Origin of the sequence: Streptomyces cyaneofuscatus (assembly GCF_042718795.1) — a bacterium.
In the GTDB taxonomy this organism is placed as follows: Bacteria; Actinomycetota; Actinomycetes; order Streptomycetales; family Streptomycetaceae; genus Streptomyces; species Streptomyces cyaneofuscatus_A.
This window is the reverse complement of the sequence record NZ_JBHXOX010000014.1, coordinates 83,627-96,725: the sequence shown is the minus strand read 5'-3', so window position 1 is coordinate 96,725 and position 13,099 is coordinate 83,627. Positions and strand designations below refer to the sequence as shown.

Below are 13,099 nucleotides of genomic sequence, written 5' to 3'. Positions count from 1 at the left end.
CTCAGCGCTCCTTCCCGTCGGTGGACTTCCCGTCGCTGGGTTTCGCGGGCCTGGCGTGTACCAGGTCCGGATCGGCGACCCCGGGCCGTTCCTGCCAGAACACCGCGTCGCGCAGCCGCCACACCACCATGAGGACCACGCCGATGAGCGAGATCGCGATGCCGATGACGAGCGGTGGGCCCAGCCCGAACCAGGAGGTGCCGCTGTAGGAGTTGGCCGGGTCGGACATGTCTCTCACCGACCGGACCAGCAGCCAGGCCAGCAGTCCGGCACCGACCACCGGGCCGAGGCCGATGAGGATGAAGTTGCGCACACTCTCGGTGAGATGGCGCCGGTAGTAGACGGCGCAGGCCACCCCGGTGAGCGCGTAGTAGAAGGCGATCAGGAGGGAGAGGGCGGTGAGCGAGTCGAAGAGGGCGTTGGTGGAGATCTGGTTGACCACCAGGTACCAGGCGATGGCGATCCCGGCGACCCACCACGTACTGACGTCCGGGGTACGGAACCGGGGGCTGATGTGCCCGAAGTGCCGCGGCAGCGCCTGACGGCGGGCCATCGACAGGGCGGTCCGGGACGCCGGGATGATCGTGGTCTGGGTGGAGGCGATCGCGGAGGTGGCGACGGCCAGCAGCAGGATCCAGTCCCAGCCGCCCAGCACGTCCCCGGCGAGCTGGGCGAAGATGAACTCCTCCTCGCCCGCGTTCTCCGCGAGGAACGCCGTCCCCGCGAAGGCGACGACCGCGAAGGCGACCGACAGGTAGGTCACCAGGAGCACCACCGTGGACCACAGGCCCGCCCTGCCCGGGGCGCTCGCCGAGTCCTCGGTCTCCTCGGTGAGGTTGACCGCGGACTCCCAGCCCCAGTAGATGAACACCCCGAGCAGCAGCCCGCCGGTCAGCGCGGCGCCCCCGGCGCCGAACGGGTCGAGCCAGCTCATGGACGGCTCGATGGAGTCGAAGCCGGTGGTGCCCGCGTACACCCGGTAGAGCGCCACCACGACGAAGACCAGCAGGAACGCGATCTGGAGGAGGATCAGGACGTTCTGCACCTTCGCCGACAGCTCGGTGCCGATGACGCAGAGGCCGGTCATCACGATGATCAGCAGCACGGTGAGGAACTGGCGCGCGAAGTCGTTCTCGACCCAGCCGTCCAGGCCCACCGCCAGCAGGGTGAAGCTCACCGCCACGTCGGCCAGCGAACCGACCACCAGCACGCCGGTCATGGTGATCGCCCAGCCGCCGAGCCACCCGGCCCACGGGCCCATCGCCCGGGTCACCCAGGAGAACGTCGTACCGCAGTCCTGGTCGACCTTGTTGAGGTAGTAGAACGCCGAGGCGATCAGCAGCATCGGGACGAAGGAGGCGAACATGACGCCCGGGGCGTAGATGCCGACCAGGGCCACGATCGGGCCGATCACGGCGGCCAGCGAGTAGGCGGGGGAGGTCGCGTTGAGGCCGATGACGAGGGCGTCGACGAAGCCGATGGCGTTCGGCTTCAGGCTGACCGCCGAGCCGTCGCCCCGCCCGCCGTTCCCCCGTGCGCCGTTCCCCCGTGCGTCGTTCCCCCGTCCGCCGTGATCGGCCCGCCCGTCGCTCCGCCGGCTGTCCCCCCGACCGCCTTCCCCGTCCTGCACAGCGTCGTGGGCCATGGTTCCTCGATCCGGCCGGGCTCGCCGCAGGGCGCGGCGGGTGATCCGGATCTCATCGTAGGAACACACTCATCCATGCGCATTCCGGACGGAAGGCCCTCGCTGGGCGGTGGTCACCCGGTTGGCCCGCTCCCGGCGTACACCTCCCAGGTCAGGGCGCAGGGTGGAGTCCATGTGGTCCCGCCGAATCGTCCTGGGCACCCTGCTGCCGCTGATGGTCCTCCTGGTGTTCCAGGACGGCCCGGCCTCCCACGAGCAGCGGCGGGAGACGGCCACCGGGCCGAGGCCGCCGCGCGGGCTCCCGCAGCCGGCCGTCGTCAGCCGCCAGGAGTGGCACGCGGACGAGGACCTGGTCCGGGAGGGCCCGCAGTACACGGGCGCGGCGAAGGCGGTCTTCGTCCACCACACCGGCAACCCCAACGACTACGCCTGCGCGGACGCTCCCGAGCTGATCCAGGCCGTCCAGAGCGACCACGTGGAGAAGGACGGCTGGGACGACATCGGCTACAACTTCCTCGTCGACCGCTGCGGCACCATCTACGAGGGCCGGGCGGGCGGCATCGCCCGGTCGGTGCTCGGAGCCCACACCAAGGGGTTCAACGCGGACACCGTCGGCATCGCGGCCATCGGCGACTTCGGGGCGGGCGCGGAGGTGCCGGAGCCGATGATGGACGCCCTGGTGGAGCTGGCCGCCTGGAAGCTGGGGCCCGGCGTCGACCCGCTCGCCACGGTCGAGCTGGTCTCGACGAACGCCGAGAGCCGCTTCGACGAGGGCCAGGTGGCCCGGCTGAACGTCATCTCCGGCCACCGCGACAGCTACGAGACCCGCTGCCCGGGCGACGTGCTGTACGGGCTGCTGCCGGAGCTGCGCGAGCGTGTGGCCCGGCTGCGGGACACCGCCCCGGGCAGCGCGGCGGCGCCGAGGCTGCGACCGTACTTCTGAACCGACGTCACTTCTGAACCGACGTCGCTTCTGAACCAACGTCGCTTCTGAACCGACGTCGCCGGTTTAGCGCGCCACGAACTGCGTCAGTATCGCCTGCACCTCGTAGATGTCGACGCCCTTCGTGAACGTCTTCTGGAGCGGGGTGGGGTTGCCCGAGATCCAGATCTTCAGCTCCGCGTCCAGGTCGAACGTCCCGGCCGTCTCCACCGCGAAGTGCGTGATGCTGCGGTACGGCACGGAGTGGTACTCGGTCTTCTTGCCGGTGATGCCCTGCTTGTCGACGAGGATCAGCCGGCGGTCCGTGAACAGGATCGTGTCGCGGATCAGCAGGAACGCGGCGTGCACCTGCTCGCCCTGGCCGAGGAGGCGTTCGTAGTCCTGCTGGGCGGTGGCCGGGTTGATGGTGTGCGCGTTGCCGAACAGTGCCATGGGTGCCCCGTCTTTCGGATCTCTTGGATCTCTTGGATCTCTTGGATCTGTCGTACATGAGTACGCGTACGGCAGTTGTCTGGTTCCCGGTGGGGCCCGCGCCACGCTTTCGGATGACCTGGCCGACTCAGAGGGGGACCACCGTCACCTCGGTGGCCTTCACGCCCGTCCAGACCTCCGTGCCGTCCGCGATGCGCAGTTCGGCCGCCGCCTGCGGGGTGATCTCCGCGACCAGGTCCGGCGCCCGGTCGGAGGTGATGAGGAGGCGGAGCCGGCTGCCGCCCGAGGTGATCTCGCGGACCGTTCCGGGCCAGACGTTGCGGGGGGAGCCGGTGGGCTTCTCGCGGTGTACGGAGACGGCTTCGGGGGCGATGACCGCGAGGGCCTCGGTGCCCGGGGCGAGGGGTTCGGCGACCACCAGGTGGCCGCCGCCCGCCAGGTCCAGGCCGTCGGCGGTGGCGGTGCCGGGCCAGGCGTTGCGGCCGAGCATCCGGGCCACCCAGGGCGAGCGCGGGTGGCGGGTCACCTCGGCGGGCGGCTCGTCCTGGAGGACCCGGCCGTCGTCCAGGACGAGGACCCGGTCGGCCAGGGAGACCGCCTCGACCGGGTCGTGCGTGACGATCAGGCAGACCCCGCCGAAGTCGGCGAGGTGCCTGCGCAGGGTGTGCCGGACGTGGGCCCGGGTCGTCTGGTCGAGGGCGGCGAGCGGTTCGTCCAGCAGCAGGAGGCGCGGGCGGGCCGCCAACGCGCGGGCCAGGGCGACCCGTTGGGCCTGGCCGCCGGAGAGCTGGCCGGGCTTGCGGTGGGCCAGGTGGCCGACGCCGAGCCGGTCCAGCCAGGACTGCGCCTCGCGCCGGGCCTCCGCGCGGGGGACGCCACGGGTGCGGAGCCCGTACGCCGTGTTCGTGAGGGCGCTCAGGTGCGGGAAGAGCGCGCCGTCCTGGGGGACCCAGGCGACGCCCCGGCGGTGCGGGGGGAGAGCCGTCACATCGCTGTCGCCCAGGCGCAGTCGCGCGTGGGCGCGGGGGGTGAGGCCGAGGAGGGCGCGCAGGAGGGTGGTCTTGCCGGCGCCGTTGGGGCCGACGACCGCGAGGGTGGTGCCGGGGGCCGCGTCCAGGGTGAGGCGGGTGAAGCCGGTGACGTCGGCGTGCAGGGGCCAGCGTTCCCGGGGGGCCTTCGCCAGGACGTGCTCGGCGGCCTTCTCCCGTACGTACGCGGGCGGTTCGGGCAGGACGTCCGGCGTGGTGCCCGTCGGCTCCTCAGGGCGCCGCGCGGACCGCTCGCGGTCGTGGTCCCCGGGCGTGCCCGTCCACCGCCCGCGCAGCGCGATGAGCACGATCATGGCGATGGCCAGGAGCAGCAGCGAGACCGAGGTGGCGGCCTCCGGGGACTCCTGGAGCAGCAGATAGACCTGGAGCGGCAGGGTCTGCGTGGTGCCGGGGAGGTTCCCGGCGAAGGTGATGGTGGCGCCGAACTCGCCGAGCGCCCGCGCCCAGGTGAGGGCCGCTCCGGCGATCAGCCCGGGGGCGACCATCGGCAGGGTCACGGTGAGGAACACCCGTACCGGCGAGGCTCCCAGCGACGCGGCGGTCTCCTCGTACCGGGGGCGCAGACCACCGAGCGCGCCCTCCAGCGAGATGACCAGGAACGGCATCGCGACGAACGTCGCCGCCAGCACCGCCCCCGAGGTGTGGAAGGGCAGCGTGATGCCGAAGGTGTCCTCCAGCCACGGCCCGAGCAGCCCGCGCCGCCCGAACGCCAGCAGCAGCGCGACCCCGCCGACCGTCGGCGGCAGCACCATCGGCAGCAGCACCAGCGAGCGCACGAACGCCTTGCCGGGGAAGGGCACCCGGGCCAGCAGCCAGGCCAGCGGCACCCCGAACAGCAGCGAGAGGCCCAGCGACCAGAGCGAGACGAGGAGGGAGAGCCGGAGCGCCTGGGTGGTGGGCTCGGCGGTGAGGTGCGTGGAGAGTTCGCCCCAGGAGGTACGGGCCAGGATGCCGACGAGCGGCAGCATCAGGAACGCCACGGCCAGCAGCGCGGGCACCGTCAGCAGGAGGGGGGCGCGCGCCCCCGGCGTACGGCGGAGTGCCGGTCGTTTCATGGTGACCTCGTCGGGCGGCTGGCTGGAGGTGCGGGGCCCGTAGGACGGTACGGGCCCCGCGGTGTGCGGCGGTTACGGCTGCTGGAAGCCCGCGCCCTGGAGGATCTTCTGCGCGGCGGGCGTCGAGAGCCAGGCGACGAACGCGGCGGCGGCCTCGCTGTGCTTCGACCCCTTCAGTGTGGCGGCCGGGTAGGAGGCGACGGCGTTCTCCGCGTCCGGGATGTCGATCGCGTCGACCTTGTCGGGCGCGGTCTCGGCGTCCGTCTTGTAGACGAGCCCGGCGTCCGCCTCGCCCAGCTCGACCTTGCTGAGGACCGCGCGGACGTTGGGCTCCTGGGAGACCGGCTTCACCGCGATCTTCTGCGCGTCGAGGATCTGCTCGCTGTAGCGGCCCACCGGCACCTCGGGGGCGGCCAGGACGACCTTCAGCTTGGTGTCGGAAAGGTCCTTCAGGTTCTCGACCTTCTCCGGGTTGCCCTCGCCGACGGCGATGACCAGGCGGTTCTTGGCGATGACGGTCGGGCTGCCGGTCTCGCCGGAGAGGCCGTCCATCGTCTTGGTGTCGGCGGTGACCAGGGCGTCGGCGGGGGCGCCCTGCTTGACCTGGGCGGCCAGCTCCTGGGAGCCCGCGAAGGAGAACGTGACCTTCGTGCCCGGGTTCTCCTTCTCGTACGCCGCTCCCGCCTCCTTGAAGACGTCGGTCAGCGAGGAGGCGGCCAGCACGGTCAGATCGGCCTTCGGGGCGCCCGACGCGGCGTCGGAGGGTGTGGCGCTGCTGCCGCTGTCCTTGGCCTTGTCCGTGCCCGAGTCGTCGTTGCCGCAGGCGGCGAGCGGGACGAGGAGGGCGGTCGTCAGGACGGCGGCCGCGGCGCGGCGGCGGGTGAGCAGGAGGGACATGAGGGCGGGACTCCTTGGCTGCGAGCCCGGTCGGCCAGGTGCCGTCCGGGCGGGGACGTGTTCGCGCGGGGCGCGGAGAGGGGTGGTGCGGGCAGCACTCGGTGCCCGGCCGCCGGTCGCTCCGGCCGGGCTTCAGGTGCGGTCGATGTGCACGCTGGTCGACTTCACGCGGGCGGTCGCCTGCATGCCGACTTCCAGGCCCAGCTCCTCGACCGCCTCCCGGGTCAGGAGGGAGACGAGCCGGTGCGGGCCGGCCTGGATCTCGACCTGGGCCGCGACATCGCCGAGCTTCACCGCGGTGACGATGCCCGGGAAGGCGTTGCGCGCCGAGGTGTACGGGGTCTCCTCCTCGCCCGCGGTGCCCTGGCCGACCTCGATCGAGAAGGCGGCCAGCGCACGGCCGTCGATCAGCCGGCGGCCGGTCTCGTCGCGATGGGTCGCGACCCGGCCGGCGTCCGCCCAGCGTCGGGCGGTGTCGGGGCTGACTCCGAGAAGGCGTGCTGCCTGACCGATTGTGTAGGACTGCATGCGCGACACGCTAGGCCAATCGGGCTTGCATTTACCATTCTCCGGACGATTGTCCATCGCAGATGCGAGCTTCTCGGAGATTCGCACGGAGTCCTGGGAGCCCGGGTCCTCGACGCCTCAGGACATCAGCCGCGTCGTCGGCATCTCGCCCTCGGTCCTCGTCACGTCGATCACGGAGAACGTGGCGCCCTGCGGGTCGGTGATGGCCGCGAACCGGCCGAACGGGCTGTCCATCGGGCCGAACTGCAACCGCGCGCCCCGCCCGGTCGCCTTCGACACCGCCGCGTCGCAGTCCGGGACGGCGAAGTACACCATCACGAAGGAGCCCATGTCGGGCGGGAAGTCCTCGCCCATCCCCATCCGGCCGAGCACCGACTGCCCCTGGACGTCGTACATCCCGAAGTCCATCGACGGGTCTTCGAGCTTCCGGACCGCGTACGGGAACACGGCGGGGAAGAACGTGTCCGCCGCCTTCGGGTCCCGGGTGAAGACCTCGCTCCAGCAGTACCCGCCGGGCACGCCCATCTCCGCCTCGAACCCGTCATGGGTGTCGGCCTGCCACACGCCGAAGACCGCGCCGCCGGGGTCGCGGGCCAGCGCCATCGTGCCGAACTCGCCGACCTGCATGGGCTCCATGAGCACCTCGCCGCCGGCCGCGCGGACCTTCCCGCCGGTGGTGGCGGCGTCCTCCGAGGCCAGGTAGAGGCACCACGCGGACGGGCCGTCGTCGTTGCCCGGCATCGGCGGGACCACGGCGGCCGCCCGCCTGCCGTCCGCGTACGCCGTCGTGTAGTTGCCGAACTCCGGCGAACTCTCGCCGAACGTCCAGCCGAGCACATCACCGTAGAAGCTCTTGGCGCCCTCCAGGTCGGCGAACGAGGCGTCCGCCCAACACGGGGTGCCTTCGGGTCGTACAGCCATGGCACTGCCCCTCTTCCGGTCCTGGTCTCTCCGCATCCCTACGCCCGGGAGTCCTTCACCAGCAACGCTAGCCAGCCGTCCCCGGGTCCGCGCGCCGGGAGAAGCAGGGCCGTGCTCTGTACTAGTACGTAATTATTGTGCGCTAGTACGTAAAGGGGTTAGGGTCCCGTCATGCCTGCGCTTCCGCCTCGGCCCGTGACCCTGACCGGGCAGTACGTGACCCTCGTCCCGCTGACCACCGGCCACCTCGACGACCTGTTCGAGGCGGGCGGGAGGGACGAGGAGGTGTGGCGCTGGCAGGGCGGTCCGGCGCCCCGGACCCGTCAGGAGCTGCTGACCCGGCTGGCCGGCGTGCTCGCCGACGCCGAGCGTGGCACGTACGTCCCGTTCGCGGTGATCCACCGGGCGAGCGGGCGGGCCGTCGGCTGGACCACGTACCTGGACGTCTCGGTGCGGGACGAGCGGCTGGAGATCGGCTGGACCTGGTACGGCCGGGCGTACTGGCGCTCGGCGGTCAACACCGAGACGAAGCTGCTGCTGCTCGGCCACGCCTTCGAGGAACTGGGCATGGGGCGTGTGCAGCTGAAGACCGACCACCTCAACGAGCGTTCCCAGGCGGCCATCGCGCGCCTCGGCGCCCGCCGGGAGGGGGTGCTCCGGCGGCACCGGCTGCGGCCGGACGGGAGCTGGCGGGACAGCGTCTACTTCTCGCTGCTCGCCGACGAGTGGCCGGCCGCGAAGGCCCGCCTCACCGCCCGCCTCGCCGCGGGCTGAGCCGGGCCTTCGCCGGTTCGGCGGAAGGGTCACCGGCGGACCCGGTGCCGGGTCTCACGCTCTTTGTGGGCCGTTTACGACGAATGGCCGGGCATCGCGAGAGGGAAACCTTTTCCCTTCGCTTTGCCCGGCCATTACCCGGTGGGTTACTCCGACGGCTTATCGTCGGATGACTTCACCGCGTTCTCCCCGGAGTCCTTGTCCGGGGGTGGGCGTCGGATGCTGAGAATGACCGAAGCCGTCAGGATGACCACGATCACCGCCAGGCTGATCGGCGAGGGAATCTCCGGAATGGAGGTGCTGATCATCTTGTGCGATGCCTGGAGGACGAGCTTGACCGCGATGAAGGCCAGAATGATCGCGAGGCCCGTGCTCAGGTAGTGGAAGCGGTCCAGGAGTCCCGCCAGCAGGAAGTAGAGCGCGCGCAGTCCGAGGATGGCGAACGCGTTGCTGGTGTAGACGATGAACGCGTCGTCGCTGACCGCCAGCACGGCGGGCACGCTGTCGACGGCGAAGAGCAGGTCGGCCGCCTCGATCGCGGCGACCACCGCGAGCAGCGGTGTGGCGACCCGCTTCCCCTCCTCCTTGACGATGAAGTGCGTCCCCGCGTACTCGTCCCGGACCGGCATGATCTTCCGCAGCATGCGCACCGCGAAACTCTGCCCCGGATCGAAGCTGTCCTCCTCGTCCTTGAGGATCTTCCAGGCGCTCCAGAAAAGGATCGCGGCGAAGAGGAAGAGGACGAAGGTGAAGCGGTTCACCACCGCGACGCCGGCTGTCAGGAAAATCGCGCGGAACACCAGAGCGCCGATGACGCCGTAGAACAGCACGCGGTGCTGATATTCGCGCGGAACCTTGAAATAGGCGAAAATCAGCGCGAAGACGAACAAGTTGTCGACGGACAGGCTCTTCTCCAGCAGCCATGCCGTTGTGTATTCCGTACCCGCTGTCGTGCCGAGTACGAAGAAGACGACCACGCCGAAGATGAGCGCGAGACTCACCCAGAGCGCACTCCACCAGGCCGCTTCCTTGAACCCGATGACATGCGCGTTGCGGTGGGCCAGCAGGTCGACTGCGAGCGAGACGACCACCGTTACGGCGAACGCTGCCCAGAGCCAGAACGGTACATCCACGCCCGGGACCTCCCCTGTTGATTGTTACGAGTGTGACGGGTCGGGCCCAGGAGTGCGAGGGGGTGTGCGCCGACCGGCTGCCGCGACCGAGGCCATCAGCTCCGCGTCGAGGAACGAGGGATCGGCCATCCGGGTGGCGGCCGCATAGGAGTTGAGCAGGGCTTTCGTCACCCGCAGGGCCGCTTCGGGGCGGCGTACGACGGGCTTCGCCCAGGCCTCGACAGCCTGATCCAATTCGTTCTCCGGAACGACCCGCTGGAGGACGGAGAGCGCTTGCGCCTCGGCGGCGTCGAACGCCCGTCCGGTCAGGATCAGTTCTCGGACCCGGGCCGCGCCGACCTCATGGATCAGCCGGGGCAGCAGCCCGCCCCAGGCCGTCGGCAGCCCGAGCGCCAGCTCCGGCAGCCGGAAGGAGGCGGTGTCCGCGCCGACCCGCAGATCGCAGGCGAGGGCGAGCGCGAGGCCCGCGCCGATGGCCTTGCCCTGGACCCGGGCGATGGTGACGGCCCGGTTGCCGGAGATCGCCTCGCAGACCCGGCGGGCCTTCTCCCCGGCGACCCGGATGCCCCGGCCGGTCGGGTCCTCCTCCAGCCAGTCGGCGAACTCGGCACGGTCGCCGCCCAGGCAGAAGTCGGCCCCGGCGCCGCTGAGCACCAGCACCCGCACCTCGGGATCGGGTGCGGTGACGGCCTCCAGCAGCTCGTCCAGCATCGTCTCGGTGACCGCGTTGCCGGTCTCGGGGGCGTACAGCTCCACGTGCAGGACGGGGCCCTCGCGCCGGGTGCGTACCGTCGCCGGAGCCTGGGGGGAGGAGGGGGTCAGGAAGTCGGGCAGCGAGAGCTTCACAGCGCCACGCCCATGGAGGTGATGCGTCTGAAGACCATCCGGGGCGCGTACACCGGTGGGGAGGCGGTCCGCAGAGTGGGGAAACGATCCAGCATGCGGGCCAGCAGCGTCCGCGCCTCCAGTTTGGCCAGCGCCGCGCCCAGGCAGTAGTGCACCCCGCCGCCGAAGGTGAGGTGGCTGCCGCCGCGCAGGATGTCGAAGGCGCCGGGGTCGGGGTTGCGCCGGGGGTCGTGGTTGGCGGCGCCGTACAGGACGTGGACCATGCTGTCCTTCGTGATCGGGACGCCGGCCAGGACGGTGTCCTCGGCGGCGATCCGGGTGTTGATGTGGATGGGCGGGTCGTAGCGCAGCACCTCGTCGACGGCCGCGTCGATGTGCTCCGGGTAGGACCGCAGCCACGCCCAGCGGCCGGGCTCGGCCAGCAGGAGCGAGGTCATCGACGTCAGCAGCGTCGCCGTGGTCTCCAGCGAGGCGATGGTGACGAACATGGTGAGCCGGTAGAGGATCTCGTCCGCCCGCTCCCGGTCCGGCTCCATCGCGTCCCAGGTGTGGATCCACCCGGTCAGCACGTCGTGGCGGGGCTCGGCCCGGCGGCGGGCGACCAGAGCGGTGAAGTACGCGCGCAACTGCGCGGTCGCCTCGGCGGAGATCGCCAACTGGCTCTTGGTGGGCAGCAACTCCTGGGCGAACACCTGGTTGTGGGTGATCTCCAGGATGTGGGGGTAGTCCTCGGGCGGCAGCCCCAGCCAGGGGCCGACCGTGTGGATCGGCAACTGCTCGCTGACCGTGGAGACGAAGTCCGCCTCACCCCAGCGGAGCTTGTCGGCCAGCTCGTCCAGGAGCCGGTCGGCGTCGCGCTCGACGTCGGGGGTGAGGCGTTCGATGGTGGAGCGGTCGAAGAGGTTGCCGAAGGAGCGGCGCTGGCAGGTGTGCTCGGGGGCGTTCAGCCGGGCGAGCGTGCCGGTCATCTCCCGGGTCGCGATCGCGTCCCACTGCTTGGAGTCGTCCTGCCGCTCCTGCCAGGCGAAGTCGGGGGCGAGCCAGGTGCGGCCGCGCAGCACCTGGCTGCAGGTGTCGAAGCCGGTGACGAAGTAACCGTTCCAGGGAGCGCGGACGACGTCACCCATCGTCCGCAGCTCCGCGAGTATTCCGTACGGATCGGCCTGTCCCTCGGGTGAACTGAGTCTGCGGAGCAGACCGATGACCGCGCGCCGTCCGTCCGGGGTCCTGGTTGTACCGCCCGTGATGCTCACGCAGAGTTCCTTGACCTAGGCCCATGGTTACCGACCAGAACCTACCCTTCCGGATAGCTGCGCCAAGCATCGTTGTTTGTTGCCCCCGTCACATGCAATCGTCACAAATGCCCGTTGTCCTCTGCGAATTGTCGGTCCGTGAGTGATACGCGGACGACGGTCCGTCAGACGCGGAAGACGTCCAGGAACGAGCTCCACCAACCCTTCGGCTTCTTGGCCGGCTCCGCAGCGTGACGACCGGCGGGAGCCGGCTGGGGCGCCGCGTTCCGGTACGGGTCGGGCAACTGCGCCGAGGTCGACGTCGGCGCCGGCGGCTGGGTGCCGGTGGCGGTGCGGCGGGCGGCGGTCGGGGTGAACCGTACGGGCAGGGCGACCAGGGCCCGGTGGAAGGGGCCGGGGCGCCAGGCGACGCCGGAGGCGGGGACGGCCAGGGAGAGGTCGGGCACGGTGTTGAGGATCTTCTCGATCGCGGTCAGCGCGATGAGGGTGGCGGGCGACTTGGCGGGGCAGACGTGCGGGCCCGCGCCCCAGGCCAGGTGGGCGCCCTTGCTCAGGGTCTGGCGGGCGTCGGTGAGGGAGGGGTCGCTGTTCGCGGCGGCGAAGCTGATGAGGACCGGGGTCTCCGCCTTCAGCACCACGCCGTCCAGCTCGATGTCCCGTACCGGGTAGTGCGTGGCGTAGTTGGCGATCGGCGGGTTGTTCCACAGGACGTCGTCCAGCGCGTCCTCGACGAGCATCCCCGAACCGCGCCGCTCGGGCCCGCCCGGCTGGTCACCGGCGAGCATCAGCAGCAGCGCGTTGGCGATGAGGTTGCGCTCCGGCTCCACCCCGGCGCCCATCAGCATCACGAGCTGGTCCTTCAGCTCCTCGTCGCGCAGCCCTGCCGGGTGCTGGATCAGCCAGGAGGTGATGTCCTCACCGGGCTGGCGCCGCTTCAGCGCGACCAGCTCCATCAGGCACTCGGTCAGCTCCCCGTTGGCGCGCAGCACGTCCTCGCCGTCGAAGATGGCGGACATCGACCGGGTCAGCCGGTCGCCGATGTCGCCGGGGCAGCCGAAGAGCTGGTTGAACAGCAGCAGCGGCAGGAGCTTGGCGTACTCGTTGAGCAGGTCGGCGGTGCCGCGCTCGATGAACTGGTCGATCAGGTAGTCGGCGATCCGCTCGACGTCCCGGCTGAGCCGGCTGCTGTTGAGCCGGGCCAGCGACTCGGTGACCGCCTTGCGCAGCCGCAGGTGCTCGGCGCCGTCGGTGAACAGGCAGTTGGGCCGGTACATCATCATCGGCAGCACCGGGCTGTCCATCGGGATCGCGCCCTCGCGCAGCGCCGCCCAGCGCCGGGAGTCCCGGGCGAACAGCGCCGGGTTCTGGAGCACCCGCAGCGCCGCCTCGTGCTGCACGATCAGCGTGGCGTCCACCCCGGGCGCCAGCTCGATCGGGGCGGCGGGGCCGTGCGCCCGGAACGCGTCGTACACGCGGTGCGGGTCGGCGGCGAACTCCGGCCCGTACAGCGAGGTCTGCTGCTGGCTCATGGGGCACCCGGCGGGGGCGCTGTACGGGGTGGCTCCCGGCGACGGGTCCATGTTCGGCTTCCTCGGTGTGATCGCGGGGCCCGGTCGGCCCCGG

Annotated in this window: 11 protein-coding genes and 1 pseudogene; 2 read left to right on the top strand and 10 right to left on the bottom strand. The window is 71.1% G+C overall.

The features are described from left to right. Position 1 precedes the first annotated feature (1 nt). Positions 2-1,645, bottom strand: a complete 1,644-nt coding sequence (locus ACFWRT_RS17980) for an APC family permease (RefSeq protein WP_380949678.1) — start codon at positions 1,643-1,645, stop codon at positions 2-4. A gap of 172 nt (positions 1,646-1,817) precedes the next feature. Between ACFWRT_RS17980 and ACFWRT_RS17975 the strand changes: the two genes are divergently transcribed. Next, a complete protein-coding gene (locus tag ACFWRT_RS17975; RefSeq protein ID WP_380949679.1) occupies positions 1,818-2,588 on the top strand; it encodes a peptidoglycan recognition protein family protein in 771 nt (256 codons plus the stop codon). A gap of 66 nt (positions 2,589-2,654) precedes the next feature. Here the strand turns inward: ACFWRT_RS17975 and ACFWRT_RS17970 are convergent, their stop codons facing one another. From ACFWRT_RS17970 to ACFWRT_RS17950, 5 genes are all read right to left on the bottom strand, one after another. After that, entirely contained in the window at positions 2,655-3,020 is a 366-nt protein-coding gene (locus ACFWRT_RS17970; protein ID WP_018514034.1) for a PH domain-containing protein, read from the bottom strand. Between the two features lie 127 nt (positions 3,021-3,147). Continuing rightward, on the bottom strand, positions 3,148-5,124 hold the full coding sequence (locus ACFWRT_RS17965) for an ABC transporter permease (RefSeq protein WP_380949680.1): 1,977 nt from the start codon (positions 5,122-5,124) through the stop codon (positions 3,148-3,150). Positions 5,125-5,196: 72 nt separating this feature from the next. Continuing rightward, entirely contained in the window at positions 5,197-6,021 is an 825-nt protein-coding gene (modA, locus tag ACFWRT_RS17960; protein WP_380949681.1) for a molybdate ABC transporter substrate-binding protein, read from the bottom strand. A gap of 132 nt (positions 6,022-6,153) precedes the next feature. Further along, positions 6,154-6,549 (bottom strand): TOBE domain-containing protein, encoded by a 396-nt coding sequence (locus ACFWRT_RS17955; RefSeq protein ID WP_356364204.1) that lies wholly within the window; start codon positions 6,547-6,549, stop codon positions 6,154-6,156. Between the two features lie 117 nt (positions 6,550-6,666). Further along, complete coding sequence (locus tag ACFWRT_RS17950; RefSeq protein WP_380949682.1) at positions 6,667-7,470, bottom strand: VOC family protein; 804 nt, start codon at positions 7,468-7,470, stop codon at positions 6,667-6,669. A 171-nt stretch (positions 7,471-7,641) separates the two neighbouring features. Between ACFWRT_RS17950 and ACFWRT_RS17945 the strand changes: the two genes are divergently transcribed. Beyond that, on the top strand, positions 7,642-8,244 hold the full coding sequence (locus tag ACFWRT_RS17945) for a GNAT family N-acetyltransferase (RefSeq protein ID WP_380949683.1): 603 nt from the start codon (positions 7,642-7,644) through the stop codon (positions 8,242-8,244). A gap of 146 nt (positions 8,245-8,390) precedes the next feature. On the opposite strand, the pseudogene ACFWRT_RS17940 reads toward ACFWRT_RS17945, so the two are convergent. The 4 genes and pseudogenes from ACFWRT_RS17940 to ACFWRT_RS17925 all read right to left on the bottom strand — a co-directional run. After that, a pseudogene (locus ACFWRT_RS17940) lies at positions 8,391-9,377 on the bottom strand (TerC family protein); the annotation flags it as partial. Positions 9,378-9,401: 24 nt separating this feature from the next. Continuing rightward, the gene (locus ACFWRT_RS17935; protein ID WP_380949684.1) at positions 9,402-10,223 is read right to left on the bottom strand and encodes an enoyl-CoA hydratase/isomerase family protein; all 822 of its coding nucleotides are present in this window, start codon (positions 10,221-10,223) and stop codon (positions 9,402-9,404) included. Beyond that, positions 10,220-11,350 (bottom strand): cytochrome P450, encoded by a 1,131-nt coding sequence (locus ACFWRT_RS17930; RefSeq protein WP_380949779.1) that lies wholly within the window; start codon positions 11,348-11,350, stop codon positions 10,220-10,222. The genes ACFWRT_RS17935 and ACFWRT_RS17930 overlap by 4 nt, the downstream gene beginning before the upstream one ends. A gap of 290 nt (positions 11,351-11,640) precedes the next feature. Beyond that, complete coding sequence (locus ACFWRT_RS17925) at positions 11,641-13,056, bottom strand: cytochrome P450 family protein (RefSeq protein ID WP_380949685.1); 1,416 nt, start codon at positions 13,054-13,056, stop codon at positions 11,641-11,643. Positions 13,057-13,099: the final 43 nt, after the last annotated feature.

Bases quoted from the DNA above. Each gene is read 5' to 3' on its own strand.
- ACFWRT_RS17980 (WP_380949678.1), bottom strand. From the start codon at position 1,645: ATGGCCCACGACGCTGTGCAGGACGGGGAAGGCGGTCGGGGGGACAGC.
- ACFWRT_RS17975 (WP_380949679.1), top strand. From the start codon at position 1,818: ATGTGGTCCCGCCGAATCGTCCTGGGCACCCTGCTGCCGCTGATGGTC.
- ACFWRT_RS17970 (WP_018514034.1), bottom strand. From the start codon at position 3,020: ATGGCACTGTTCGGCAACGCGCACACCATCAACCCGGCCACCGCCCAG.
- ACFWRT_RS17965 (WP_380949680.1), bottom strand. From the start codon at position 5,124: ATGAAACGACCGGCACTCCGCCGTACGCCGGGGGCGCGCGCCCCCCTC.
- modA (WP_380949681.1), bottom strand. From the start codon at position 6,021: ATGTCCCTCCTGCTCACCCGCCGCCGCGCCGCGGCCGCCGTCCTGACG.
- ACFWRT_RS17955 (WP_356364204.1), bottom strand. From the start codon at position 6,549: ATGCAGTCCTACACAATCGGTCAGGCAGCACGCCTTCTCGGAGTCAGC.
- ACFWRT_RS17950 (WP_380949682.1), bottom strand. From the start codon at position 7,470: ATGGCTGTACGACCCGAAGGCACCCCGTGTTGGGCGGACGCCTCGTTC.
- ACFWRT_RS17945 (WP_380949683.1), top strand. From the start codon at position 7,642: ATGCCTGCGCTTCCGCCTCGGCCCGTGACCCTGACCGGGCAGTACGTG.
- ACFWRT_RS17930 (WP_380949779.1), bottom strand. From the start codon at position 11,350: ATGGGTGACGTCGTCCGCGCTCCCTGGAACGGTTACTTCGTCACCGGC.
- ACFWRT_RS17925 (WP_380949685.1), bottom strand. From the start codon at position 13,056: ATGGACCCGTCGCCGGGAGCCACCCCGTACAGCGCCCCCGCCGGGTGC.